20 protein-coding genes are annotated in these 22969 nt (G+C 61.4%); 14 read left to right on the top strand and 6 right to left on the bottom strand.

The annotated features are described in order from the left end of the window. Positions 1 to 3: 3 nt before the first annotated feature. The 4 genes from AAE029_RS10635 to AAE029_RS10620 all read left to right on the top strand — a co-directional run bounded on the left by AAE029_RS10635 (position 4) and on the right by AAE029_RS10620 (position 4353). Positions 4 to 1791, top strand: coding sequence for a methyl-accepting chemotaxis protein (locus AAE029_RS10635; protein WP_371072794.1), 1788 nt, complete (start codon positions 4 to 6; stop codon positions 1789 to 1791). Positions 1792 to 1794: 3 nt separating this feature from the next. After that, positions 1795 to 2271 carry a chemotaxis protein CheW gene (locus AAE029_RS10630; RefSeq protein WP_371072793.1) on the top strand — a complete coding sequence of 159 codons (477 nt, stop codon included), beginning with the start codon at positions 1795 to 1797 and terminating at the stop codon, positions 2269 to 2271. Between the two features lie 18 nt (positions 2272 to 2289). Further along, positions 2290 to 3144, top strand: coding sequence for a protein-glutamate O-methyltransferase CheR (locus AAE029_RS10625; RefSeq protein ID WP_371072792.1), 855 nt, complete (start codon positions 2290 to 2292; stop codon positions 3142 to 3144). Between the two features lie 117 nt (positions 3145 to 3261). Further along, on the top strand, positions 3262 to 4353 hold the full coding sequence (locus AAE029_RS10620; RefSeq protein ID WP_371072791.1) for a chemotaxis response regulator protein-glutamate methylesterase: 1092 nt from the start codon (positions 3262 to 3264) through the stop codon (positions 4351 to 4353). A 61-nt stretch (positions 4354 to 4414) separates the two neighbouring features. Here the strand turns inward: AAE029_RS10620 and AAE029_RS10615 are convergent, their stop codons facing one another. Together AAE029_RS10615 and AAE029_RS10610 are read right to left on the bottom strand one after the other, a co-directional pair. Next, entirely contained in the window at positions 4415 to 5155 is a 741-nt protein-coding gene (locus tag AAE029_RS10615; RefSeq protein WP_371072790.1) for a 3-oxoacyl-ACP reductase family protein, read from the bottom strand. 91 nt (positions 5156 to 5246) lie between these two features. Next, positions 5247 to 5825, bottom strand: coding sequence for a TetR/AcrR family transcriptional regulator (locus AAE029_RS10610; protein WP_371072789.1), 579 nt, complete (start codon positions 5823 to 5825; stop codon positions 5247 to 5249). A 207-nt stretch (positions 5826 to 6032) separates the two neighbouring features. On the opposite strand from AAE029_RS10610, the gene AAE029_RS10605 reads away from it, so the two are divergent. The 3 genes from AAE029_RS10605 to AAE029_RS10595 all read left to right on the top strand — a co-directional run bounded on the left by AAE029_RS10605 (position 6033) and on the right by AAE029_RS10595 (position 9072). Further along, positions 6033 to 6833, top strand: a complete 801-nt coding sequence (locus tag AAE029_RS10605) for an inositol monophosphatase family protein (RefSeq protein WP_371072788.1) — start codon at positions 6033 to 6035, stop codon at positions 6831 to 6833. Between the two features lie 145 nt (positions 6834 to 6978). After that, a complete protein-coding gene (locus AAE029_RS10600) occupies positions 6979 to 8037 on the top strand; it encodes a flagellar motor protein MotA (RefSeq protein WP_371072787.1) in 1059 nt (352 codons plus the stop codon). A gap of 3 nt (positions 8038 to 8040) precedes the next feature. After that, positions 8041 to 9072: a peptidoglycan -binding protein gene (locus tag AAE029_RS10595; RefSeq protein ID WP_371072786.1), complete on the top strand. Its 1032-nt coding sequence runs from the start codon at positions 8041 to 8043 to the stop codon at positions 9070 to 9072. 549 nt (positions 9073 to 9621) lie between these two features. Here AAE029_RS10595 and AAE029_RS10590 read toward each other — a convergent pair. From AAE029_RS10590 to AAE029_RS10575, 4 genes are all read right to left on the bottom strand, one after another. Then, positions 9622 to 11136 carry a malonyl-CoA synthase gene (locus AAE029_RS10590; RefSeq protein WP_371072785.1) on the bottom strand — a complete coding sequence of 505 codons (1515 nt, stop codon included), beginning with the start codon at positions 11134 to 11136 and terminating at the stop codon, positions 9622 to 9624. 130 nt (positions 11137 to 11266) lie between these two features. Beyond that, positions 11267 to 12070 carry an ABC transporter permease gene (locus AAE029_RS10585; RefSeq protein ID WP_371072784.1) on the bottom strand — a complete coding sequence of 268 codons (804 nt, stop codon included), beginning with the start codon at positions 12068 to 12070 and terminating at the stop codon, positions 11267 to 11269. Next, complete coding sequence (locus AAE029_RS10580; RefSeq protein ID WP_371072783.1) at positions 12071 to 12859, bottom strand: ABC transporter permease; 789 nt, start codon at positions 12857 to 12859, stop codon at positions 12071 to 12073. Between the two features lie 3 nt (positions 12860 to 12862). Continuing rightward, positions 12863 to 13852, bottom strand: a complete 990-nt coding sequence (locus AAE029_RS10575) for an ATP-binding cassette domain-containing protein (protein WP_371072782.1) — start codon at positions 13850 to 13852, stop codon at positions 12863 to 12865. A gap of 384 nt (positions 13853 to 14236) precedes the next feature. On the opposite strand from AAE029_RS10575, the gene AAE029_RS10570 reads away from it, so the two are divergent. From AAE029_RS10570 to AAE029_RS10540, 7 genes are all read left to right on the top strand, one after another. Continuing rightward, positions 14237 to 15088 (top strand): DeoR/GlpR family DNA-binding transcription regulator, encoded by an 852-nt coding sequence (locus tag AAE029_RS10570; RefSeq protein WP_371072781.1) that lies wholly within the window; start codon positions 14237 to 14239, stop codon positions 15086 to 15088. Continuing rightward, the gene (locus AAE029_RS10565) at positions 15075 to 16616 is read left to right on the top strand and encodes an alkaline phosphatase family protein (RefSeq protein ID WP_371072780.1); all 1542 of its coding nucleotides are present in this window, start codon (positions 15075 to 15077) and stop codon (positions 16614 to 16616) included. Before AAE029_RS10570 ends, AAE029_RS10565 begins: the two co-directional genes overlap by 14 nt. A 323-nt stretch (positions 16617 to 16939) precedes the next feature. Then, positions 16940 to 18586, top strand: coding sequence for an ABC transporter substrate-binding protein (locus AAE029_RS10560; protein ID WP_371072779.1), 1647 nt, complete (start codon positions 16940 to 16942; stop codon positions 18584 to 18586). Positions 18587 to 18641: 55 nt separating this feature from the next. Continuing rightward, complete coding sequence (locus tag AAE029_RS10555) at positions 18642 to 19496, top strand: metallophosphoesterase family protein (RefSeq protein WP_371072778.1); 855 nt, start codon at positions 18642 to 18644, stop codon at positions 19494 to 19496. A 16-nt stretch (positions 19497 to 19512) separates the two neighbouring features. Then, complete coding sequence (locus AAE029_RS10550; RefSeq protein ID WP_371072777.1) at positions 19513 to 21003, top strand: dipeptide ABC transporter ATP-binding protein; 1491 nt, start codon at positions 19513 to 19515, stop codon at positions 21001 to 21003. 1 nt (position 21004) lies between these two features. After that, positions 21005 to 21940 carry an ABC transporter permease gene (locus AAE029_RS10545; RefSeq protein ID WP_371072776.1) on the top strand — a complete coding sequence of 312 codons (936 nt, stop codon included), beginning with the start codon at positions 21005 to 21007 and terminating at the stop codon, positions 21938 to 21940. A gap of 110 nt (positions 21941 to 22050) precedes the next feature. After that, complete coding sequence (locus AAE029_RS10540; RefSeq protein ID WP_371072860.1) at positions 22051 to 22848, top strand: ABC transporter permease; 798 nt, start codon at positions 22051 to 22053, stop codon at positions 22846 to 22848. The last annotated feature ends 121 nt before the right edge of the window (positions 22849 to 22969 follow it).

The raw sequence follows: 22969 nt of genomic DNA, 5'->3' as shown, positions 1-22969 counted from the left end.
GAGATGCGCATCACAATCAAACTGAAACTAGCCGCAGCGTTTGGTTTCATCATCATATTGCTCGTGGGCAGCGCGAGCTATGGCATCATGAGCCTGAGTTCCTTGAACAACGCCGTAACCGATCTCATCGAGGGTCCGGCAAAGCGACTGGAACTCGCTCTGGAAGCAAAGGCGGCCGAGCTCGATGGCATCCGCTGGCAGAAGAACGCCCTGTTGGAGATGGATACGGAACTGGCCAGGAAATATTACGAAAATTCAGCAAAGAGCATGGATGACATGCTCGCCTTTGCAACGAACGGACAACAGCTCTCAACTGCCGACGGCAGGCCCACGTGGGATAAGCTCGTCGAGTTGAGCAAGCGCTTCATCGATGGATCCAACAGAGTGGCCTCCCTCCAGAACGGTGGCGACAGGACGGCGGCGAACGCTCTTTCGGGAGGTGAAGTTCGCAACATCGTCACGGAACTGGAAGAGGTCTTCCAGTCGCTCGTCGCAGCGCAGCAGGCCGGGATGACACAGGCGGATACCGACACCGAAGCTCTCTACGGCACGACGAGCAACCTGCTCATTGCTCTTGCCATCGGCGCAACGCTCGTTGCGATTGTCGCGGCCACATGGATTGCGCTTGGGATCAACAATGGCCTGCGAAAGATCGCGGGCGTCGCAAATGCGGTGGCGATCGGCGACCTGAACCAGAAGGTCGAGATCAAGACGAATGACGAAATCAAGGATCTGGTCGACACGATCAACATCATGACGGCAAATCTTCGCAATACGGCGGAAATTGCCGACAAGATCGCCAATGGCGACCTGACCGTTTCGCCGAAGCCGCTCTCGGACAAGGACACGCTCGGTACCGCTCTCGAGCAGATGGTCGAGCGCCTGCGCGGTGTCGTCGCCGACGCTCTCTCTGCCGCCGATAACGTGTCCTCAGGCAGCCAGGAGCTCTCGGCAAGCTCGGAGCAGGTCTCCCAGGGCGCAACGGAACAGGCGGCCTCGGCCGAGCAAGCCTCCTCCTCGATGGAGGAGATGGCGGCCAACATCAAGCAGAACGCGGACAATGCCGCCCAGACCGAAAAGATCGCCCGCCAGTCGGCCAAGGATGCGGAAGCAAGCGGCGACGCGGTCTCCCGCGCCGTCGATGCGATGCGCACGATTGCCGAGAAGATCGGCATCGTCCAGGAGATCGCCCGCCAGACCGACCTTCTCGCCTTGAACGCCGCCGTCGAGGCTGCCCGTGCCGGCGAGCACGGCAAGGGCTTTGCAGTCGTCGCCTCGGAAGTGCGCAAGCTCGCCGAACGCAGCCAGTCGGCCGCCGCCGAGATCAGCGCCATGTCCGGCGATACGGTCAAGGCTGCACAGCAGGCCGGCGAGATGCTGGGCCGCCTGGTTCCGGACATCCGCAAGACGGCCGAACTGGTCTCCGAAATCAGTGCTGCCTGCCGCGAGCAGGATATCGGTGCTGCCCAGATCAACGAGGCAATCCAGCAGCTCGACAAGGTGACGCAGCAGAACGCCGGCGCATCGGAAGAGATGGCCGCGACGTCAGAGGAACTTGCCGCCCAGGCGGAAGAGCTCCAGGCTTCGATTGCCTTCTTCCGGATCGAGAAGGCCGCATCCGCAGGCCGCGCGACACAGCGCGACGGAGTGAAGAAGACGGTGCGTCCGGCCGCCGGCAAGCCGCAGGCCAACACGGTCTCGGCCCAGCAGGCGCGCGTGAAAGGCTATGCTCTCAATCTTTCAATGGGCGGAGCCGATGAAGGCGATGCCGAATTCAAGGAAAGCGCTTAAACCATGGCAACAAGCTCTCTGGAATCACAGTTCGTGACGTTCAGCCTCGGCGAAGAAATCTTCGCCGTGCCGGTGGAGGTGGTCCGGGAGATCCTGGATTATGCGGAAGCCTTCAAGATCCCGAATGGTCCCGATTACCTGCTCGGGCTTCGGGATGTTCGCGGCCAGGGCGTGCCGACCATCGATCTTCGGCTGAAGCTCGGCCTTTCCAAGACCGTGCCGACTCCGCATACGCGGGTCCTGGTCCTCGATATCCCGATGGAGAACCGCATCCTGACGCTCGGCCTCGTGGCCGACCGCGTCTTCGAGGTCACGCCGTTCCGGCGTGACCAGATCGAGGCTGCACCCGATATCGGTGTGCGCTGGCGGTCCGACTATATCGCAGGCGTCGTCCGCCGCGAAAACGGCTTCGTGGTCATCGTCGATCTCGCGCGCCTGCTTTCGCGGGAAGACGCGACCTTTCTGCAGCCTGCCGCGTAAGTCCTGGAGCCATTGCGTATGAGTATGCCTGCCCAGGAAACCCCTGTTCTGGGCGATCGGATCAGTAAGCGGAACTTCGATCGCCTTGCCCGGTTCATTTACGACTACAGCGGCATCAAGATGCCGCCGACGAAGCTCACCATGCTCGAAGGACGGCTGCGGCGTCGCCTTCGTGCGACGAATATTTCGAGCTTCGACGCTTACTGCGATTTTCTCTTCAGCGAGAACAATCTCGAGCACGAGGTCGTGCATCTGATCGATGCGGTAACGACCAACAAGACGGACTTCTTCCGCGAGGCGAAGCATTTTGAATTTATGCAATCCCGGGCCCTGCCGGCACTCGCCGACCGCGGCATCCGCACGATCCGGACATGGAGTGCGGCCTGCTCGACCGGCGCGGAACCCTACACGATGGCGATGGTCCTTGCCGAATTCACCGAAAGCCGGAGCGACATGCAATACACGATTCTGGCGACCGACCTCAGCACCGATGTGCTGCAGGCGGCCCGGCGCGGCATCTATACGGAGGACGTGATTGCACCGGTGCCGAAGGAGTTGCAGCACAAATATGTGATGGTTGCAAAGCAGGCCGGCCGTCGCGATGTCCGGATCTCGCCGCGCCTGCGCGCCAAGATCGGTTTCGCGAGGATGAACCTGATGGACGAAAAATATCCGATCGGCGATCCGATGCACCTTATCTTCTGCCGGAACGTTTTGATCTACTTCGACAAGCAGACGCAGGCCGGGGTTCTGTCGCGTCTTTGCGACTGCCTTGCCGTGGGCGGTTACATGTTCATCGGACATTCGGAATCGATCAGCGGATTCGATTTGCCGCTGCGGCAGGTGTCCAATACGGTATTTCAGCGCATCTAGAGCGGTTCGGCTTTTCATTGAATTGCAGAACCGCTCTAACTCCTTGTTTTTACGCAATTCCGAACGGAAAACCGCGTTCCGCACTTTTCCTGGAATTGCTCTAACAGACGGCCAGCCATGGGAAAGAAAATCCGCGTTCTCATCATCGATGACTCGGCAAGCGTCCGCCAGACCCTGGCAGCGGTCCTGGAACAGGATCCGGACATCGAGATCATGGGCGTCGCATCCGATCCTTTCGTGGCGGCAAGGAAGATCCAGGAGGAAATCCCCGATGTTATCACGCTTGATGTCGAGATGCCGCGAATGGACGGAATCACCTTCCTGCGGAAGCTGATGTCGCAGCGGCCGATCCCAGTGGTGATGTGCTCGTCGCTGACCGAGCAGGGGTCGGAGACATTGCTGCAGGCGCTCGAAGCCGGCGCTGTCGATGTCATCCTGAAATCGAAGATCGGCGCGGCGGACGGTCTGGCGGACGATGCGGTACGGATCCGCGAAGTGGTGAAAAGCGCGTCCCATGCGCGGCTTCCCGCCATACGGCGGTCGGAGGCGCGATCGGCGTCGGCGAGCGGACCCGCCAAGAAGCTGACGGCGGACGTGATGCTGCCGCCGCCGACGGGACGCGCCATGGCTAAGACAACCGAGATGGTCGTCTGTATTGGCGCTTCCACGGGCGGAACCGAAGCGCTGCGCGAAGTGCTGGAAGCGCTTCCCGCTAATTCGCCGGGCATGGTGATCGTCCAGCACATGCCGGAGAAATTCACCGCCGCCTTCGCCAAGCGGCTGAACGGGCTCTGTGACGTAGAGGTCAAGGAGGCGGTGGACGGCGATCCGGTGTTGCGCGGCCATGTGCTGATCGCGCCCGGCGACAGGCATATGCTGCTGGAGCGCCAGGGCGCGCGCTACTACGTCTCGGTCAAGACCGGCCCGCTGGTCTCGCGCCATCGCCCGTCGGTCGATGTGCTCTTCCGCTCGGCCGCGCGCTCGGCCGGATCCAACGCGATGGGCATCATCATGACCGGGATGGGCGACGACGGTGCCCGCGGCATGCTGGAGATGAAGCAGGCCGGCGCCTACACGGTCGCCCAGGACGAGGCGAGTTCGGTCGTTTTCGGCATGCCGAAGGAAGCGATCACCCGCGGCGGCGTCGACCGCATCCTGCCGCTTGACCAGATCGCTCGCGAGGTGCTGGTGGCGCAATCGAAATTTTGAAGCGCCTCGAATTTCGTGAAGCCGGCGAGCAAGAGCGCGCCGCCGGCTTCCCAAGAATGCATCAAGCGGTGTAGCCGCCGTCGATCGTCAGACTCGCCCCAGTGATGAATGACGATTCCGGACTTGCGAGATAGGCGGCAAGGCTGGCAATCTCACGATCCTCTCCCATTCGGCCGAGCGCCATCAGCGGCTTCAGCATCTCTTGGGTGCCCTCATGCGCGTTCATGTCCGTCGCCGTCGGTCCTGGCTGAATGTTGTTTACGGTGATGCCGCGCGGGCCGAGATCGCGCGCCAGTCCACGGGTCATGGCGGCGATCGCCCCCTTCGTCATGCTATAGACGGCAGACATGGGGAAGCCGCTGCGGTCGGCGGCAACGCTGCCGATGGTGATGATCCGGCCGCCCTCCTTCATATACCGTGCTGCCGCCTGTGTGCCGGCGAAGACGGCGCGGACATTGACTGCGAACATGCGATCGAAATCGGAAAGATCGAAATCGTCCAGCGTTTTCAGGATAAGGATGCCCGCGCTGTTGACCAGGATATCGAGGCCGCCGAAGGTTTCGACGGTTTGTGCGACCGCGTCCGGGACGGCCTTTGGATCGGCGCTGTCGGCCCTGATCGCAAGGGCTTTGCCGCCGGATGCGGCGATATCTCCGGCAATTGCCACCGCCTTGTCCTCGGAATTCGAATAGGTGAAGGCGACGGTGGCTCCTTCGGCGCTCAGGCGGCGGACGATCGCGGCGCCGATGCCGCGCGACCCGCCGGTGACAAGGGCGATTTTTCCGGAGAGTGGCTGGGACATGCATTTTCCTTTCATCTTGAGGCGTTGATATTTTCTGGATCGTTCAGTCTAGAATTAGGCGCAAAAAAAGCCGTCGGTTGGTGACCAACTCCTATCGAAGGCTTCTGATTGCCATACGGGCTATGGCGGAGAGGTTCTCCGGTCCCGCGCCGTTACGGGCACTGACCTTCATTCCGGCAAGTGTCGCGGCAAGAAACTGGACCGCGGCGCCGATTTCGATACCTTGGTCGATCTCGCCTGCCTGGCGGGCATCGAAAAGCAAGCCTTCGAAAGCGGAGTGGAGCGCGTTACCGGCACGATCCGTCAGCTTGGCGATATCGGCATCCATGCGGCCAAACTCGCAGATGGCGCTGACGCCGAGGCAGCATCGCCTTGCGTCGGAGGAGGAGCGGGAGGCAAAGGTGAGCAGCGCCCCTTCCAGCGCGGCAAGGGGCGAGCCTTCGCGACGAAGGTCGGCGACGATGGTCGCAATGCTTTCGGCATTGTAGCGCGCAAGCGCTTCGAGGTAGAGACTGCGCTTGTCGCCGAAGGTGTCGTACATGCTCTGGCGGCTGATCTTCATCGCGGCCAGCAGCGCATCCGTGGACGTGCCTTCGTAGCCGTGTTGGGCGAACACGTCGATGGCGGCGGCGAGCGCCTGATCCCGGTCGAATTCCTTATGTCTTGCCATGAATCGTCCTTTAGAGTTTCTGGACTGATCTGTCCAGAAAAATCCGCACTCGCGATGGTGCAAACCAGCCATGCGGCTCTCCCCTTGAAATTTTCGCGATTTTGTGGTCTTGAGGCCGCCAATCTATGCAGCGCTGCCATTTTCGGCGTTCAGGGACCTTTCCCGCCCTGACAGCGCGTCCCTTATACCCCAAGGAAAAATGTCCACATGGCCCGTTCAGCTCTTCTCAATGTCATGGTTCAGGCTGCCCTCAAGGCAGGCAAGTCGCTGGGGCGTGATTTCGGCGAGGTGCAGAACCTGCAGGTTTCCGTGAAGGGACCGGGCGATTTCGTCTCCAACGCCGATCGCAAAGCCGAGAAGATCGTCAAGGACGAGCTTCTGAAGGCCCGGCCGACCTACGGCTTCATTGGCGAGGAGAGTGAAGAGATCAAGGGAACGGACGGGGCCCATCGCTGGATCGTCGATCCGCTCGACGGCACAACGAATTTCCTGCACGGCATACCGCAATTTGCCGTCTCTATCGCGCTGGAGCGCAGCGGCGAAATCGTCGCGGCTGTCGTCTTCAATCCGGCGACCGATGAACTCTACACCGCGGAACGTGGCGGGGGCGCCTTCCTCAACGACCGTCGCCTGCGCGTCGCCTCGCGCCGGGTTCTTTCCGATGCGGTCATCGGCTGCGGCATTCCGCATCTCGGCGGCGGCAATCACGGAAAATTCCTGGTCGAGCTGCGTCACGTCATGGGCGAGGTCGCTGGCGTGCGCCGCATGGGTTCGGCAGCGCTCGACCTTGCCTATGTCGCAGCCGGTCGTTTCGATGGCTTCTGGGAGAATGGGCTTTCTCCATGGGACATGGCCGCCGGCATCCTGCTCATTCGCGAGGCGGGCGGCTATGCCACGGACTGGGACGGAGGCGCGAGCCTCCTCGACAGTGGCGCCGTCATCGCCGGAAACGAGCACATCCACAAGGCGCTGATGGAAGTCGTCAAGCGCCCGGTGCCGGTAAAGTAAGGCATTTCTTCCGCTAACCGGCATGCCCGCTCCGGGGGCTGAAGGTAGCTCGTGCAAAGCCATCGTTTTGTACGTCTTCGTACTTCAATTCGGCACAATGTTGCTCTAGTCTCCGGCTGCGACGAATCCGGAGGCTGCGGAATCTATGGAAAATGTGAAGTTGGAGGACCTTGGTTCGGCCGGGAACTCTGCAGAGTACAATTACAGGCTTTCCAGCCCGATGCCATTCTTCTGGACGATGGTCATCTTCCTGATCATTGTCGCCTTCATATCAGCGATCCTATTCCGTCAGGCGCAGACGGCCTTCATGCACAATCCGGGTTTGAACGGGCTGATCCTCGGCGTGCTTGCCGTCGGTATCATCCTGGTGTTCAGCCACGTGCTCGCTCTTCGCCCGGAGGTGCGCTGGTTCAATTCCTTCCGTGCCGTCGGCACTGCCGAAAAGGTCAGCCGCAATCCGAGGCTGCTTGCGCCGATGCGCACGCTCATCGGCGGGCGCAAGTCCATGGCGCTGTCGGCCACGGCATTCCGTTCCATTCTCGATTCCATTGCCACGCGCCTCGACGAGTCGCGCGACACATCGCGCTATCTCATCGGCCTTTTGGTCTTCCTCGGTCTTCTCGGCACCTTCTGGGGCCTTATCGGCACGATCGGCTCGATCAGTGCCGTCATACAATCCCTCGACGTCGGCTCCGGTGACAGCAGCGACGTGCTGAGCGCCCTGAAGGAGGGACTTTCCGGCCCGCTGGCGGGCATGGGCACGGCATTCTCCTCGTCGCTGCTCGGACTCTCCGGTTCGCTGATCCTCGGTTTCCTGGACCTGCAGGCGGGCCGTGCACAGAACCGCTTCTACACGGAACTCGAAAACTGGCTCTCGTCGGTGACCGATGTCGGCTCGGATCTGGCGCCGGCGATCGCGAATGTCTCCGGCGCCTCATCGGAGGATGTGCGCGCGCTTTCGGATTATCTGCGCAAGATCGCGGAAGAAGGCGGCGGCAGCCAGCGCTCGGTCGCCGCCATGGCGAGCCTTGCCGAAGGCATACAAGGTCTTGTGAAGAACATGCGCAACGAGCAGCAGATGATGCGGGACTGGATCGAAGCGCAGCAGGACGAGACCAAAGCCATGCGCCGGACGCTCGACCGCCTCGCCGAGAGGATGGGCAGCCACGAGAGGGCGAGCCACGAGAAGAGCGGGAGCAAGTAAGCCATGGCGCTTACGCGGAATCGCCGCCTGCAACGCACCGTGGAGTATTGGCCGGGCTTCGTCGATGCGCTTTCGACCCTGCTCATCGCCATCATGTTCCTGTTGACGGTCTTCGTCGTCGGCCAATTCATCCTCAGCCGGGAGATCAGCGGCAGGGATGAGGTAATGAACCGGCTGAACAGCCAGATCAACGAGCTGACGCAGCTTCTGGCTCTCGAAAAGGGCAACAAACAGGATCTCGAGGATTCCGTTGCCAACCTGCAGGCGTCGCTCGCCAGTTCGGAAAGCGAGCGCTCGCGGCTGCAGGCCCTGCTCAATACCGGCACGGGCAATAGCCAGGCAGCCCAGCAGCGCATCGGCGGCCTGACCCAGGAGCTCGATGAACAGAAGCAGGTGAGCGAGCGCGCATTGAGCCAGGTTGAGCTCCTGAACCAGCAGATCGCAGCACTCCGCAGTCAGATCGCGGCCGTCGAAGCGGCCCTGCAGGCCTCCGAATCCCGGGACCAGACCTCGCAGGCGAAGATCGCCGATCTCGGCCGGCGGCTGAATGTCGCCCTTGCCCAGCGCGTCCAGGAACTCAATCGCTACCGATCCGATTTCTTCGGCCGGCTGCGGGAAATTCTCTCCGACCGCGAAAACATTCGCATTGTCGGCGACCGCTTCGTCTTCCAGTCCGAAGTCCTGTTTCCGTCGGGAGCCGCGGACCTCAATCCCGAGGGTCAGGCGGAAATGAGCAAGCTCGCCGCCGCGCTCATCGATCTCGCCAAGGAAATTCCGCCGGAGATCAACTGGGTTCTGCGCGTCGACGGCCATACGGACAACGTGCCACTCTCGGGCATTGGCCGCTATCCCGACAACTGGGCGCTTTCCTCGGCACGTGCGATCTCCGTCGTCAAATTCCTGATCGGGCAGGGCGTTCCCGCCGACCGGCTGGTTGCGGCAGGCTTCGGCGAATTCCAGCCGATCGCGCCCGGCGACACGCCGGAGGCGCGCGCCACAAACCGTCGCATTGAGCTCAAGCTTACCGAGAAATAGAGCGCCGCCTCTCTCCGCCCTCATCCCTGTGCTCGTCACAGGGATCCAGCCGCGCCGTGTCCACGGCGCGAATGACTCGCTTCTTCGAGGCAAGGATGTAGACGTAACTCTTCATGTTGAAGAGTGGCGGAAGATGAGTCTTCGTACAATTGGCACCCGCAGGAGTCTTTTCGCCGTGCCGACGCACGGCGGCTGGATCCCTGTGACGAGCACAGGGAAGAGGGAGGTCGGGGAGGCTTTCCCGTCAAACAACTGCCTCTGAAATACGGGTGGCTCGATAAAGGTTCTGCCGTTTCCAAGAGACCAAGCGGTAATCGGAGCACGGGCGGCTCTCACCCAGCATAAACTGACTTGATGAGGGAAAGGTGGGGTGACGGCAGCGCCAAACAACCAACGATCCTGGAAATGGTGGGATTGCCCTGAAGGCCACCCCTCAAACCTGTTCCGGCTGAGGACCCTATCACCGCATGATAATGAGCTTCGAATATTCTCCTGCTTTGGCAACTCCTGAAACGTCCCGAGCAACAAAAGAGAAGAACGCACGCTTCTCTATTCGAAAGTGCGACCAAACCTCTCCCTCAGCACGTTCTTCTGGATCTTTCCCATGACGTTGCGCGGAAGATCTCCGACGATGAAGATCCTTTTCGGCTGCTTGAATCTTGCCAGTTGATGGCGAAGCGCTGCCTGGATCGCCTCCTCGTCCAGGTTCGCACCATTGCGGCAAGCAACGACTGCGACCACCCCCTCGCCGAAGTCGGCATGGGGCGCGCCGATGACGGCGCTTTCGGCAACGCCGGGGATCGCGTCCAAAACTGCCTCGACCTCTGCCGGATAAACATTCAATCCGCCCGTAATGATGAGGTCCTTGCTGCGGCCGGCGATCCAGACATAGCCGTCTTCGTCCATGTACCCGACATCGCCGGATTTAAAGAACCCGTCCTCGCGGAATTCCTCCTTCGTCTTTTCCGGCATGCGCCAATAGCCCTTGAACACGTTCGGACCGCGGATCTCGATGCCGCCGGCCTCGCCGCGGGCGACAGGAGCGCCCGATTGCAGATCCGCAATGCGGACCTCCACGCCGGGAAGCGGAAGGCCGACACTGCCCGGCACGCGCTTGCCCACATAGGGATTGGAGGTGTTCATGTTCGTCTCGGTCATGCCGTAACGTTCCAGGATCGCATGCCCGGTGCGGGCGGCAAATTCCCGGTGGACTTCCGCCGAAAGCGGCGCCGATCCCGAAATGAAGAGCCGCATATGGGCCGTCAGCTCGCGGTTGAGTTCGGGACGAGCGAGCAGCCGCGTATAGAATGTCGGCACTCCCATAAGGACCGTCGCTTCTGGCATCAACCGCAGGATCTCATCCGCATCGAAGGACGGCAGGAAGATCATCGAGCTGCCGGACCGGAGCGTCAGGTTGGTCGCCACGAACAGACCGTGCGTATGAAAGATCGGCAGCGCGTGCAACAGCCGGTCACTGGCGGTGAATTGCCAGGCCTCCAGCAAGGCTTCCACATTCGAAGCAAGATTGCCGTGCGTGAGCATGGCGCCCTTTGATTTGCCGGTCGTGCCGGAAGTATAGAGGATGGCGGCTATATCATCGGATGCACGGGAGACGTCCGCGAAATCGATATCCTGCAATGCCGCCCTGTCGATCAGACTGCCGCCGCGCTCGCCAAGAGTCTCGACAATGGCGACGCCCGTCTCCGCCGCGACCTGCGCGACATCCTCTTTCGACGCGGGCCGGCAGACAACCAGCCGCGGCTCGGCATCGCTCAGGAAATGACGTAGCTCGCCGACGGTATAGGCAGGGTTCAGCGGCAGGTAGATGGCGCCGACCCTCAGTGCGGCGAGATAAAGGATCAGTGCATCCACGCTCTTTTCCACGTGCACCGCCACGCGGTCTCCGGGTGCCACTCCGAGGTCGACCAGACAATTCGCCAGTTTTCCCGACCGGGCCAGAAGGTCGGCATAGCTCACCGGTGCATGTCCCGGTTGCGTCAGAAAAACCTTCGCTCTATCGGTCGGAAAGTTTCGGCTGAGCACGGTGAACAAGTTTTCAGACACGCCCGGACCTCCCCCACTGCGCGCCCTGGATCGCATTCGCATACTGCCGCGTGGTTGCCGCCGAAGCAATGGCGGCTTCATTGTTTGGCCAACCGTCAAAAGACGCCTCTTCAGCACAGCATTGGAAATATCAGCCGCCCGCTCCCTGATATCGCCTCAAGCAGTATTGCCAGAACAGGACCGCGATCACGACTGCCACGGGACCTGCAATAATGCTCGCAATCCCCGCATACTCGCCAATGATTGGCACGGGCTTGCCGAGAAGGGAGGCAACGGGCACATAGGCCATGAACCCCAGCGGCATCACGGTGAGCATGACGAGCTGTATCGGCCAGGCGAAGATCGTCAATGGGTAGCGCGCCATCTCCCAGAAATCGAAGTAGAGGCCGAATATGTAGCGCGAGCGGGTGAGAATGAGCGCGAAGGCACTGATGATGGTGACGAGCGCACCGGTCAGAAGCGCAGCGCTCAGCAGACTGGCGAACAGCTGCAGGTTGGCCAGCACAGACCAGTCGACCTCTACGCGCGGCAAGGCCCAGACGATCAGCCCTGCGCCGAGCGAGACATGTCCGGCATACTCGATGTTGACACCGGAGAAGACAAGAAAGGCCCACGGGTTCATCGGCCGTACCAGCAACGTATCGAAGGTGCCAAGCCTGACGAGTTCCTCCATGCGACGAAGTTGCACAAAGGTGAAAGCGGCGCCGAGCGAATAGCCAAGCACATGGAAACCGAGCAGCAGCGCAATCTCCGGCCAGGTCCAGCCGCCGATCATCTGAAATCGGCTGGCTATGACCCAGATGGCACCGTAGGCGCTCGCATAGGCGAAGGCCTGAGCGAACCAGCCAATCACCAGGTTCGCGCGATACTCCATGCGTGTGCGGATCTGTAGCCGTACGAGATGCCAGTAGAGGGATAGCGTCTCCATCTGCATTCAGCATCCTTGCACCATCAGCCGGTGGCGGGCGCGGGACCACAGCAAACCGATAATCCCGGCAAGCACGATCGCCCAGCCAAGGCCGAACAACAGGTAAAGCCCGCTCGTCGCAAGGTCCATCTGTCCCAGATATGTCGCCATCGGATAGAAGGTGATCCAGGAGAACGGCAGGAAGCGTGCGATCTCGGCAAGTGAGGCCGGGAAAAACCATAGTGGCACCAGGCGGCCGGAAAGAAGCGCGAGCATGCCGCCTAGAAGCCAATCGAGCGCCAATGCATCGAGCACCCAGAAGCATAGGAGGCCGAAAATCGTCGCCAGTGCGAACAGGATGAAAAGTGACAAGGCGACATAAAAGAGAAAGAGCAGCGCATGGCCGGCAGTCGCCGGCGGCTGCAGTCCGTAGAAGATACCGGTGAAGGCGATGACCGGCAGCCCGATCGCAAGCATCTCGTAAGACCGCACGCCGAACTGACGGGCAAACAAGGAAGCGGGGTAATTGTAGGGACGCAGGAGTTGATTGACGACGTCGCCGCTTCGGATATCGGCGCCGATGTCGCGCACCATCTGGCTGGCGTCCCACGTCGAAAGCAATGTCGTTGCGATAATTGCGTAGGTCACCATCTGCGGCAGCGCCACGCCGCTCACCGTCGTCTGGTGACCGAATACTGACTGCCAGATCGAGACGCGGGCGAAGACGTGGAGTGCAGTACCGAACATCATCGCCCAGAGCTGGGCCCGGAAGCTCGCCTGGACCCGAAATGCGGACTCCGCAAAAGCCAGAAACATCCCCTACCCCGCCATCTGAGCCTGATAATGGTTGCGGATCACCTCCTCGATATCCGGCTCGTGCAGCCTGACGTCGACGAGATCAGCACCGGCGTCAAGCGCGGCCATGATCTCGACCAGCGAGCGTCGGTCGTCCGCGAGCAGGAACTCTCGCATGAGCCCCTGGCCACCGGCTGGTTCCGCGCCAGCAAGTGTTACCACTCCCGGATCGGACGCGAATTCAAGGGTAAGCTTTTTCCGGGCGCCGAAGGTGGCGTTCAGTCTAGCGAGCGGTCCGTCGAACAGCAGCTTGCCGCCGTCAACCATGATCAGGCGCGGACAGATTTCTTCGAGATCGCGCAGGTCGTGCGTCGTCAGAATGATCGTGACGCCACGCTCGCGATTGATCATGGCGAGAAACTTTCGCACGACATCCTTTGCCACCACGTCGAGGCCGATCGTCGGCTCGTCGAGAAAGAGGATCTTCGGCTCATGCATCAGCGCCATGGCGATTTCGGCGCGCATGCGCTGTCCAAGGCTCAGCTGCCTGACCGGCCTGTCGATGAACGGCGCAATCTGCAGCATCTCGACAAGTTCTGCCTGCGTTTTGTCGAAACGCGCTTTCTCCACACGGTAGATGCGTCGATGCAGATCGAAGCTGTCGGAGAGCGGAAGATCCCACCAGAGCTGACTGCGCTGGCCGAAAACCACGCCGAGCTCGCGTGCGTTGGTTACCCGCTCGGCATGCGGTATACGATCAAGCACACGCACGGACCCCGAAGATGGCACCAGGATTCCGGTCAGCATCTTGATCATGGTCGACTTGCCGGCGCCGTTTGGCCCGAGATAGCCGACCGCCTCTCCGGCCGCGATCGAGAACGATATTTTCTCAACCGCCCTCACCTTTTTTGTGGCGGGAGCAACATAGTTTCGAAGCGTGCCTACGACACCCGACAGGCGGACCTTCTGGGAGAACCATTTCGTTGCTTCGTCTGCTTGAATGATGGGAGGCATGGCGGCGCACCTGGAGAATCGAAACCCCGACCGATATAGGCCAAGTGTAACAATCTCGCGACGGTTGTATTTTTGAGAGTACCATCCAAGGCTATGGATGAAGAACACCCCCGCGCTCCTCGATGCCATTTCGAAAACGCGAGCTACACCTCGACATGCAGACGACACCGGAACGGATCAGGCGCTTGCTGCACCAACGCCAGGCTTGCCCTTGCTTTCCTCTGATAGCCGGCTGATTACCGCTCAAGAACTGCAACAGATTCTATTCCCGCATTTGTGGGAGTTTGTGTGAGTTTATGGATGAAAACAAAAACATCAAAAAAGTGTCACGGCAGTGCAATATTGGCTGAGTAGAAAGTGCTCGTCACCAAGGCGAGCAATTCTATGTCCAAGCTTCCCGCTGCAAGCCGTCACCAGACCATCATCCGCCTGATCAACGGCGGAAGCGGCATGTCGATCAGCGCCATTGCCGAGACTTTCGGCGTTTCCACGGAAACCATCCGGCGCGATCTCGTGGCGCTGGAGCGCGGCGGCTCGCTGCAGCGCGTCTATGGGGGCGCCATTCCGTCCGGCCGGGAAGCTGCGCTCGACGAACGCGTGAACATGGAGCGCGCCGAAAAGCAGGCGATCGGCAATCTCGTCGCGGCGATGATCCAGCCGGATCAATGGATGTTCATGACCGGCGGCAGCTCGGTTCTCGCCGTCGCCCAGGCCATGCGCAACGGCCCTCCGGTGTCCGTGATGACCAACATGCCGGCGATCGGAGATGCACTGCAGGCGGGCTCGCGCCACAAGGTTTATCTGACGGGCGGCGAGTATGACTCGGTCGGCAAGACGTTGCTCGGCGAGGAGGTGCTGGAAGCGATCAAGAATTGCAGCTTTGATCTCTCGATCATCGGGGTCTATGGCCTTGACGCTGATTACGGTCTCGTCGAGCGCACGAAGCAGAATATGAAGCTCAAGAACCGGCTCGCCGCGCAAAGCCGCGCCAGCATCTATGTGGCCGACCACACAAAGATCGGAGCCTTCGGGCGCTATCGCAGCATCCCGTTCGCCGACATCGAGACCTTCGTGACGGACAAGCCTCTGGAGGAACCCTTCGCGCGGCTTCTGACCGAGGCGGGCGCCAGCGTGCTTTATCCCGAGCAATTCACAGACAGGACGGGCGGCGAGGCCGGCCGGCGCCAGCAAATCGAAGACGACACAATCGAAGAGAAAGCACATGAAAATGACTGATGTTCGCCATGTCATCGTCCTGGGCATCGATGGGCTCAGACCGGACATGATCAATGCCGAGACCATGCCCAATCTTGCAGCGATGCGCGACAAAGGCGTTTCGAGCAAGGATCACCGCTCCGTGTTTCCGACCGAGACCCGCGGCGCGCTGACGGCGCTTGCGAGCGGCGCGCGGCCGGAGACGACCGGCATCCTCGGCAATGAATTCTTCTCCCGCGACGGCTCCGGACGCCTGACCGGCACCGACACCATCCATGACTGGCGCGCCGGCGAAAAGCGCCTGATCGGTGGCATGGTCACGGCGACGAGCCTTTCGGAAACGCTCGCCAAGAACGGCCGCTCGCTTGCGGTGGTGACGTCGAGCGGCCAGGGGTCCTTTACGGCACTGAACTGGAAGGGTGCGGATCTGGGCCAGACCGGCTTCAACGTCCGCCATCCGGCGATCGCTTTCCCGCACGACCTCGCGGTCACCATCGCCGAAGCGCATTCGGTTCCGGCGGGCGGTTTCGACCGGGGCGCGGAAAAGCAGGCGCTTGCGGTCTTCACCAAGACCATCTGGCCGGCCCGCAAGCCCGATGCCGCGATCATCTGGCTGACCGAAGTCGACAGCGCTTCGCACCGCTATGGGCTGGGCGCTGAAGGCATGCTCGCTTCGATGCGCGACTGCGACGCCGCCATCGGCGATCTTCTGGAGTGGCGCGACAGGCAGCCGGAGCGCGACGGCATCGTCATCTTCGTCACCTCGGACCACGGTCATTCCACGTCCGCCAAGCACGTCTCCGTCGGCGATGTCCTGAAGGAAGCTGGCATCTCCGCCAGCCGCCAATTCGAAGACGGCATCGATATCCTCTATCGTCGCGGCCGCACGCCCGGCCTCTGGCTCAGGAAATTCGACCAGAGCCTGCTGCAGGACGCCTTCGATGCATTGCTCGCGCAGGACTGGTATGGCGCATGCTTCAGCCCCGCGATCGAGCCTGGCGCCACGCAAGGCATCATTCCGGGTACGCTCGCGATCGAGCTCACGGGTGCTGCCCATCGCCGCGCTCCAGACCTCTACCTCAACCTCAAGGGCGACAACGACAGCAACGCCCATCACGTTCCGGGCACATCGCACGTCGACTCCGGAGGCTACGGCACTCCGCTCGCCGGCGGCACCCATGGCGGCATGCACGCAACCGAACTTGCAGCGGTGCTGATCGGCGACGGCACCGGCCTGCATCGCGGCGGCCGGATCGTTGCTTCCCGCACCGGGATCTACGATATCGCGCCCACGATCCTGCACCTGCTCGGCGTCGAGGCCCCGACCAGCATGAGCGGGCGCGTCATGCATGAGCTCTTCGAAAACGGCGACGCCGTGTCTGAGCCTGTCGTGACGGAATTCAAGGCTGCGATCGGCGGCAAAGTTTCCCGCCTCACGGTGGGAGAGGTGGGAGGCAACCGCTACCTCGACGAAGCGGATGTCCTGATCGAAGGGCATTCGGAGGTAGCGCCCATCCGCCGTGAGGACCTCAAGGTGGCCGCGCTCTAGAGCGTTTCAGCGTTTCATAGAAACGCGGAACCACTCTAACCTTTTGTTTTTACGCAATTCCGGACGGAAAACCGCTACGCACTTTTCCTGGAATTGCTCTAGGCCGACTGGCGCAAAGAATAACGCGTCGGTTCAATGATGGAGCGTCCCTAGCGCGTCCTGTCGGACGCGCGGCGCGCTCCACGAAATTCCAAATGAACGCGCCGCGAGAATGCTCGTGCCGCCCGATCGCGAGATACCGAGCGCAGGCTGGCGAAGACCCGGCAGGCGAACGGCGAAGCCATGCCGCCGGCAGGCGGTGCCAATTTTCCGGAGAGATCAAGATGAACATCCATTTAAGGCGTTTTGCACTGACCACCGCATTGTTGACCAGCACCATGCTCGGCTTCAGCCAGATGGCTGTCGCGCAGGAGCGCCCCACCATCAACGTCGCGCTCCAAAGCGTCGGGACGGCGGGCTCGCTCGATACCAGCGATAATGGCGGCACCGCCGGCCGCAAGTTCCAGAATTCGATCTTCGAGCAGCTCATCGCCCTCAACCTGACCGATCCGCAGCTTTCCGCCAAGCCGGGCCTTGCCACGGAATGGCACTGGGTCAATCCGACGGTGCTGGAATTGAAGCTGCGCCAGGGCGTCAAGTTCCACAACGGCGACACCATGACCGCCGATGATGTCGTCTTCTCCTTCTCCGACGAGCGCTATGGCCTGCTGCCCGAGCAGAAGGCTGCCCGCGATGCCGGAAAGCCCATCTTCACCCGCGCCGACGGCACCACCGGGATCGTCCCGCCGGCCATCACCGCCGCCAACCGGATCTCCGAATGGCCGCTGCTCGACCATGTCGAGAAGGTCGATGACTATACCGTCCGCTTCATCATGAAAAAGCCGACGCTCGACACCGAAGCGCGCCTTGCCCGCGTCAACTATGCCGCCATCATTTCCAAGCGCGCCTTCCAGAGCGCGAAGTCCTGGCAGGATTTCGCCCTCCATCCGATCGCCACAGGCCCTTACAAGGTTGTAAGCGTCGATCAGGGGTCGGCCATCCGTCTCGTTTCCAATGATGACTACTGGGGCGGCAAGCCGCCGATCGCAGCGCTCAACTTCCTCGTTGTTCCTGAAGGGGCCAGCCGCATCAACGGCCTGATGTCGGGCGAATACGACATCGTTTCCGACGTCGGTCCCGACCAGGTTCCGCTGATCAAGGCTTCGCCGGATTTCGAGGTCGTCGGCGGTCCGGTCGCCAATATCCGCTTCATCGCGCTCGACGAAACGCACGGCCCCCTCAAGAACCCGCTGATCCGTCAGGCCCTGTCGCATTCCATCGACCGCCAGACGATCGTCGATACGCTCTGGAGCGGCCTTACCGCCCAGGCGCAGGGCTTCCAGCACGAAAGCTTCGGCGACCTCTTCCTCAAGGACTTCAAGTCCCCGGCCTATGATCCGGAACTGGCCAAGAAGCTGCTCGCCCAGGCAGGCTACAATGGCGAACCGATCACCTACCGTGTTCACAACGATTACTATCCCAACGAGCTGACGGTCGCCCAGTTCGACCTCGAGAACCTGCGCAAGATCGGCTTCAACATCGACTTTGCGGTCGCCGACAACCCGACCGACCCGAGCGAAGATCGCATGATGAGCGATCTTTCCAATACCGCCTACTTCCCCTTCCCGATTGCGCTGCTCGCCAACAATTGCCCGAACGGCCAGTACAACACCAAGACAAACCCGAAGACGGGCATGTGGAGCAACGAGGAGTTCGATAAGCTCTGCGACGTTCTGAACACCTCCACCGACAAGGCCGAGGTCAAGACCGCCTTCAAGCGCGCCCTCGAAATCATCGAGGTCGAAGATCCGGGCATGATCGTCCTGCACCAGAACGCCATCCTCTACGGCAAGCGCGCCAATATCGAATGGAAGCCCTCGGCGATGTTCGCCATGGATTTTGCTCCCGGCTCCTTCTCGATCAAGAAGTAAGCCTATTCCTGCGGGGTGCTTCGGCACCCCGCCCTTCATTTCAAGGATATATCTGATGACTGCCGTTTGCCGCCGCCTTCTTCCCATCAATGCCGATGGCGAAGCGTGGCATGAGTTCGAGGGCGCCCCCGCTGTCAGTATTGGAGCCCGGCGAGTCTATGCCGTCGGCGATATTCACGGCCACCTCGAGCTTCTCTTTGCGATGCAGGAAGCCATTGCCGCCGATCTCGACCGTTATCCGGTCGAAAAGGCGCTCGTCCTCTATCTCGGCGATCTCATCGATCGCGGGCCGCACTCGGCAGATGTGGTGCAGGCTATCATTGACAGCCAGAGCGATCGCCGCGCTGGCATTAATGTTGCGTGCCTGAGAGGCAATCACGATCAGTGGCTCATCAGTTTCCTCGAGGACGCCGCCATTCTCTCCGTCTGGGCGGCGAAGGGAGGGCTGGAAACCCTCGTCTCCTATGGTCTTGTGGCCGAGGACGTGCTGGCGGGAGCGAGCGACGTCGCCGTTGCCGAAAAAGTGAGGCAGCGGTTCATGAAATTGCTGCCTGAGCGTCATCAGGCATTCATGCAGGCGTTGCCATTGTCTCACAGCGAAGGGGATTACTTCTTCGCCCATGCCGGCATCGATCCGGACCGCCCGCTCGCCGATCAAAGGCGCGAGGACCTGACATGGATACGCGACAAGTTTCTGCTCTCGCGAAAGAATTTCGGGAAGGTCGTCGTGCACGGCCACAGCCACCGCGAGAGCGTCGAGAGCCTGCCGAACCGGATCAATGTGGATACGGGCGCATACGTCCAGCAGGTGCTGAGCTGCGTGATCCTCGAAGGGACGGAGCGGCATCTGCTGCAGGTCGGAAACACCGTCAAAGCTGCCGGTCCAGAACTATCGATGGCCAAGATCTAACCATGGAGGCGCGAGAATGAGCATGCCCGCCAGGCTGGTTGAAATCCGCAATCTCTCGGTTGATTTCGAAGGGCGACGCCAGTTCACCCGAGCCCTGCACGGCATCGATCTGACCCTTGATCGCGGCGAGGCGCTGGGCATCGTCGGTGAATCCGGTTGCGGCAAGTCCATCACGTGGATGGCGACCCTCGGGCTGCTCGGCAAGAATGCCCGTGTGGCCGGTTCCGCCAGGCTAGACGGCGAGGAAATCCTTGGCGCTGATGAAGAAAGGCTCAACCGGCTCCGCGGCGGCCGCGTCGCGATGATCTTCCAGGATCCCTCGAGTTCGCTCAACCCACTTCACAAGATCGGCTGGCAGCTGACGGAAGCCTTGAGGCTGCACCAGAATCTGCACGGAGAAGCCGCCCGCAAGGAGGCCGAGCGCCTGATCGATCGCGTCGGCATCGCCAATGCCCGGCAGCGTTTTCGCGAATATCCGCACGAGTTCTCCGGAGGCATGAACCAGCGCGTCATGATCGCCATGGCACTTGCCGGCAATCCCGATCTCCTGGTGGCCGACGAGCCGACGACGGCACTCGATGCCACCATTCAGGCGCAGATCCTCGATCTGCTCGACGACCTGCGTCGCGAGCGCGGCATGGCACTGGTGCTGATCTCGCACGATCTCGCGATGGTGTCCGAAATGACCGAGCGCGTCGTGGTCATGTATTGCGGCCGCATCGTCGAGGACAGCCCGACTGCAGATCTCTTCGACAACCCGCAGCATCCCTATACACGTGGCCTGATCGCCGCACTTCCTTCGCTCGATGAACGCCGTCAACGGCTTACCGCCATTCCCGGCACGGTTCCGCCGCCGAGTAACCTGCCGCCCGGCTGCACCTTTCCTGAACTGGCAGCCGCGGATCGTAAAAGCCGGGTCGCCGAGGTCATGGCCGATGTCGGCCTTCTCGGCCATCATGGCACCCGCTATCCGCATGAGTTGTCCGGCGGCCAACGTCAGCGCGTGATCATCGCCAGGGCCCTCGCGCTCGAGCCGGAACTGCTCGTCTGCGACGAGCCGGTTTCCGCTCTTGATGTCTCCGTGCAGGCGCAGGTGCTCAACGTCTTCCAGGATATCCGAGACAAGACCGGATTTACCGGCGTCTTCATCAGCCATGATCTCAAGGTCGTCCGCCAGATCGCAGACCGGGTCGCGGTCATGTATCTCGGCGCGATCGTCGAGATGGGCAAGCCCGAAGATGTCTTCCTGGAGCCGGCCCACCCCTATACCAAGGCGCTGGTGTCGGCGGTTCCGCGACCGGGGCGCCTGTCGCGCAGCCGCATCGTGCTTTCCGGCGATCCGCCGAGTCCGACGAATGTTCCCAGCGGCTGCCCCTTCCACACCCGCTGCGCTGAAGCGAAATCCGTCTGTCGATCCTTGAAGCCCGAACTTTTGGCGACCGGCGACAGGACGGTCGCCTGTCACCTCGTCAACAATCCCTCTTTTGCCGGCGGGGAGGCCGCCTGACATGCTGCAATTCGTGCTTACGCGTCTGCTGCGCGCGGTCGTGACGCTCTTCATCATCGTCACATTCGCTTTTTTCGTCCTGCGCCTGTCGGGCGATCCAGCGCTGCGCTTCTTCGATGCCTCCACCACGCCTCCGGAAGTCATCGCCGCCTTCCGCGCGCAATGGGGGCTGGACCAGCCGGTCTGGGTACAGTTCTATAAATATATCATCGCCGTATTCCACGGCGATCTCGGCAATTCCATGCGCGAGAACCGCTCGGCGGTCGAGACCGTGCTCGACAAGCTTCCCGCAACGCTCGCAATCATGGTGCCGACGCTGATCATCAAGACCATACTCGGCATTTCCGCGGGTGTGCTCGCCGCGCTCCACCGCAATTCCGTCTTCGATCGACTGATCATGTCGGCCTCGGTGCTCGGCTTTACCGTACCTTCTTTCGTACTCGCCCTCGTCCTGGCGCTGATTTTTGCCGTGCAATTGCGCTGGCTGCCTTCCGGGGGCTATTCCACCCCCTGGCACATGATCCTGCCGATCGCCACGCTGAGTTTTGCCGGTGCCGCCATTATTGCGCGCTACACCCGCTCGGCGATGGTGGAAGTGCTCGGTAGGCCCTTCGTGCGCACCGCCGCCGCCAAGGGCGTGCCCTCCTCGGAGGTCGTCACCCGCCATGTCCTGCCGAACGCGGCAGTGCCGATCGTCACCATCTTCGGCTTCATGATGGGCAATCTGGTCGGTGGCGCGGTCGTGGTGGAAAGCGTCTTTTCCTGGCCCGGCATCGGCCGGCTTCTGGTCGCCTCGGTTACCGCACGTGACCTTGCCGTGGTGCAGGTCATCCTGCTCCTGATCGGCGCCATGATGGTGGCATCCAATCTCCTCATCGACCTGCTCTACGGGCTCATCGATCCGCGCATGCGTACGAGCCGCGCGCAAGAAGCATAGGGATTTCGACAATGGCAATCGAACAAGACCGAACCGCCATCGGCGGCAGCGTTGTCGAGCAAAAGGGACGCCTGACAGCCTTTCTGGAGGCCTGGCCACCGGCCGTCCTCATGTCGCTCATCTGGCTCGCGCTGATGGTGCTGATTTCCTTGCTCGCGCCATTGATCACGCCTTATGATTTCATGGCCACGGACGTGCACGCCCGCCTGAAGCCTCCATTCCTGTTCGGCGGCGACGCCAGCCATCTGCTCGGAACGGACCAGCTCGGACGCGATGTGCTCTCGCGAGCCATCACTTCCATCCGCATCTCTATCACCATCGCCATCTGCGCCACGTTGCTCTCCACCGCGATCGGCGTCACGCTCGGCTTCGTCGCCGCCTATTTCCGCGGCTGGATCGACCAGATCATCCTGATGATCGTCGACGCGCAGCTTGCGATGCCGTTCATGATCATCGCCATCGCCGTGCTCGCCTTCTTCGGCAACTCGCTGGTCATCTTTGTCATCCTCCTCGGCCTCAACGGCTGGGAACAGGTCACCCGTATCGCACGGGGTCTTGCCATCTCCGCCAATACTCAGGGCTATGCCGCTGCCGCCCGTGATATCGGCTCTTCGCCCTGGCGCATCTATCTGAGGCACATCCTGCCCAACATCTCCGCGACGATCGTCGTCGCCATGACCTTGAACATTCCCGGCGTCATCCTGCTGGAATCAAGCCTCTCTTTCCTCGGCATCGGCCTGCAGCCGCCGCAGACGAGCCTCGGCAACATGGTCGGCTACGGCCGCGACTATATCCAGTCGGCACCATGGATCATGCTGATGCCGGCCGTGATCATCGTCGTCACCACGCTCTCGGTTTCGGTCATGGGTGATTGGCTGCGCGACCGCCTCGATCCGACGTTGCGCTGAGAGCCCGAGATCGCCAAAACAGCCCGCAAAGTTCCAAACTAAAAAGCGGCGGTTGTCACCAACAGCATGTTAGGGCTGGAAAAGAGCAGTTGCGAGGCGGGAACCTGATGATGGCCGCATT

Origin of the sequence: Sinorhizobium sp. CB7, assembly GCF_041357635.1 — a bacterium.
GTDB lineage: Bacteria > Pseudomonadota > Alphaproteobacteria > Rhizobiales > Rhizobiaceae > Rhizobium.
This window is presented reverse-complemented; position numbering and strand designations above follow the sequence as displayed.

Coding starts and splice junctions, on each gene's coding strand:
- AAE029_RS10635 (WP_371072794.1), top strand. CDS start 4: ATGCGCATCACAATCAAACTGAAACTAGCCGCAGCGTTTGGTTTCATC.
- AAE029_RS10630 (WP_371072793.1), top strand. CDS start 1,795: ATGGCAACAAGCTCTCTGGAATCACAGTTCGTGACGTTCAGCCTCGGC.
- AAE029_RS10625 (WP_371072792.1), top strand. CDS start 2,290: ATGAGTATGCCTGCCCAGGAAACCCCTGTTCTGGGCGATCGGATCAGT.
- AAE029_RS10620 (WP_371072791.1), top strand. CDS start 3,262: ATGGGAAAGAAAATCCGCGTTCTCATCATCGATGACTCGGCAAGCGTC.
- AAE029_RS10615 (WP_371072790.1), bottom strand. CDS start 5,155: ATGTCCCAGCCACTCTCCGGAAAAATCGCCCTTGTCACCGGCGGGTCG.
- AAE029_RS10610 (WP_371072789.1), bottom strand. CDS start 5,825: ATGGCAAGACATAAGGAATTCGACCGGGATCAGGCGCTCGCCGCCGCC.
- AAE029_RS10605 (WP_371072788.1), top strand. CDS start 6,033: ATGGCCCGTTCAGCTCTTCTCAATGTCATGGTTCAGGCTGCCCTCAAG.
- AAE029_RS10600 (WP_371072787.1), top strand. CDS start 6,979: ATGGAAAATGTGAAGTTGGAGGACCTTGGTTCGGCCGGGAACTCTGCA.
- AAE029_RS10595 (WP_371072786.1), top strand. CDS start 8,041: ATGGCGCTTACGCGGAATCGCCGCCTGCAACGCACCGTGGAGTATTGG.
- AAE029_RS10585 (WP_371072784.1), bottom strand. CDS start 12,070: ATGCAGATGGAGACGCTATCCCTCTACTGGCATCTCGTACGGCTACAG.
- AAE029_RS10580 (WP_371072783.1), bottom strand. CDS start 12,859: ATGTTTCTGGCTTTTGCGGAGTCCGCATTTCGGGTCCAGGCGAGCTTC.
- AAE029_RS10575 (WP_371072782.1), bottom strand. CDS start 13,852: ATGCCTCCCATCATTCAAGCAGACGAAGCAACGAAATGGTTCTCCCAG.
- AAE029_RS10570 (WP_371072781.1), top strand. CDS start 14,237: ATGTCCAAGCTTCCCGCTGCAAGCCGTCACCAGACCATCATCCGCCTG.
- AAE029_RS10565 (WP_371072780.1), top strand. CDS start 15,075: ATGAAAATGACTGATGTTCGCCATGTCATCGTCCTGGGCATCGATGGG.
- AAE029_RS10560 (WP_371072779.1), top strand. CDS start 16,940: ATGAACATCCATTTAAGGCGTTTTGCACTGACCACCGCATTGTTGACC.
- AAE029_RS10555 (WP_371072778.1), top strand. CDS start 18,642: ATGACTGCCGTTTGCCGCCGCCTTCTTCCCATCAATGCCGATGGCGAA.
- AAE029_RS10550 (WP_371072777.1), top strand. CDS start 19,513: ATGAGCATGCCCGCCAGGCTGGTTGAAATCCGCAATCTCTCGGTTGAT.
- AAE029_RS10545 (WP_371072776.1), top strand. CDS start 21,005: ATGCTGCAATTCGTGCTTACGCGTCTGCTGCGCGCGGTCGTGACGCTC.
- AAE029_RS10540 (WP_371072860.1), top strand. CDS start 22,051: ATGTCGCTCATCTGGCTCGCGCTGATGGTGCTGATTTCCTTGCTCGCG.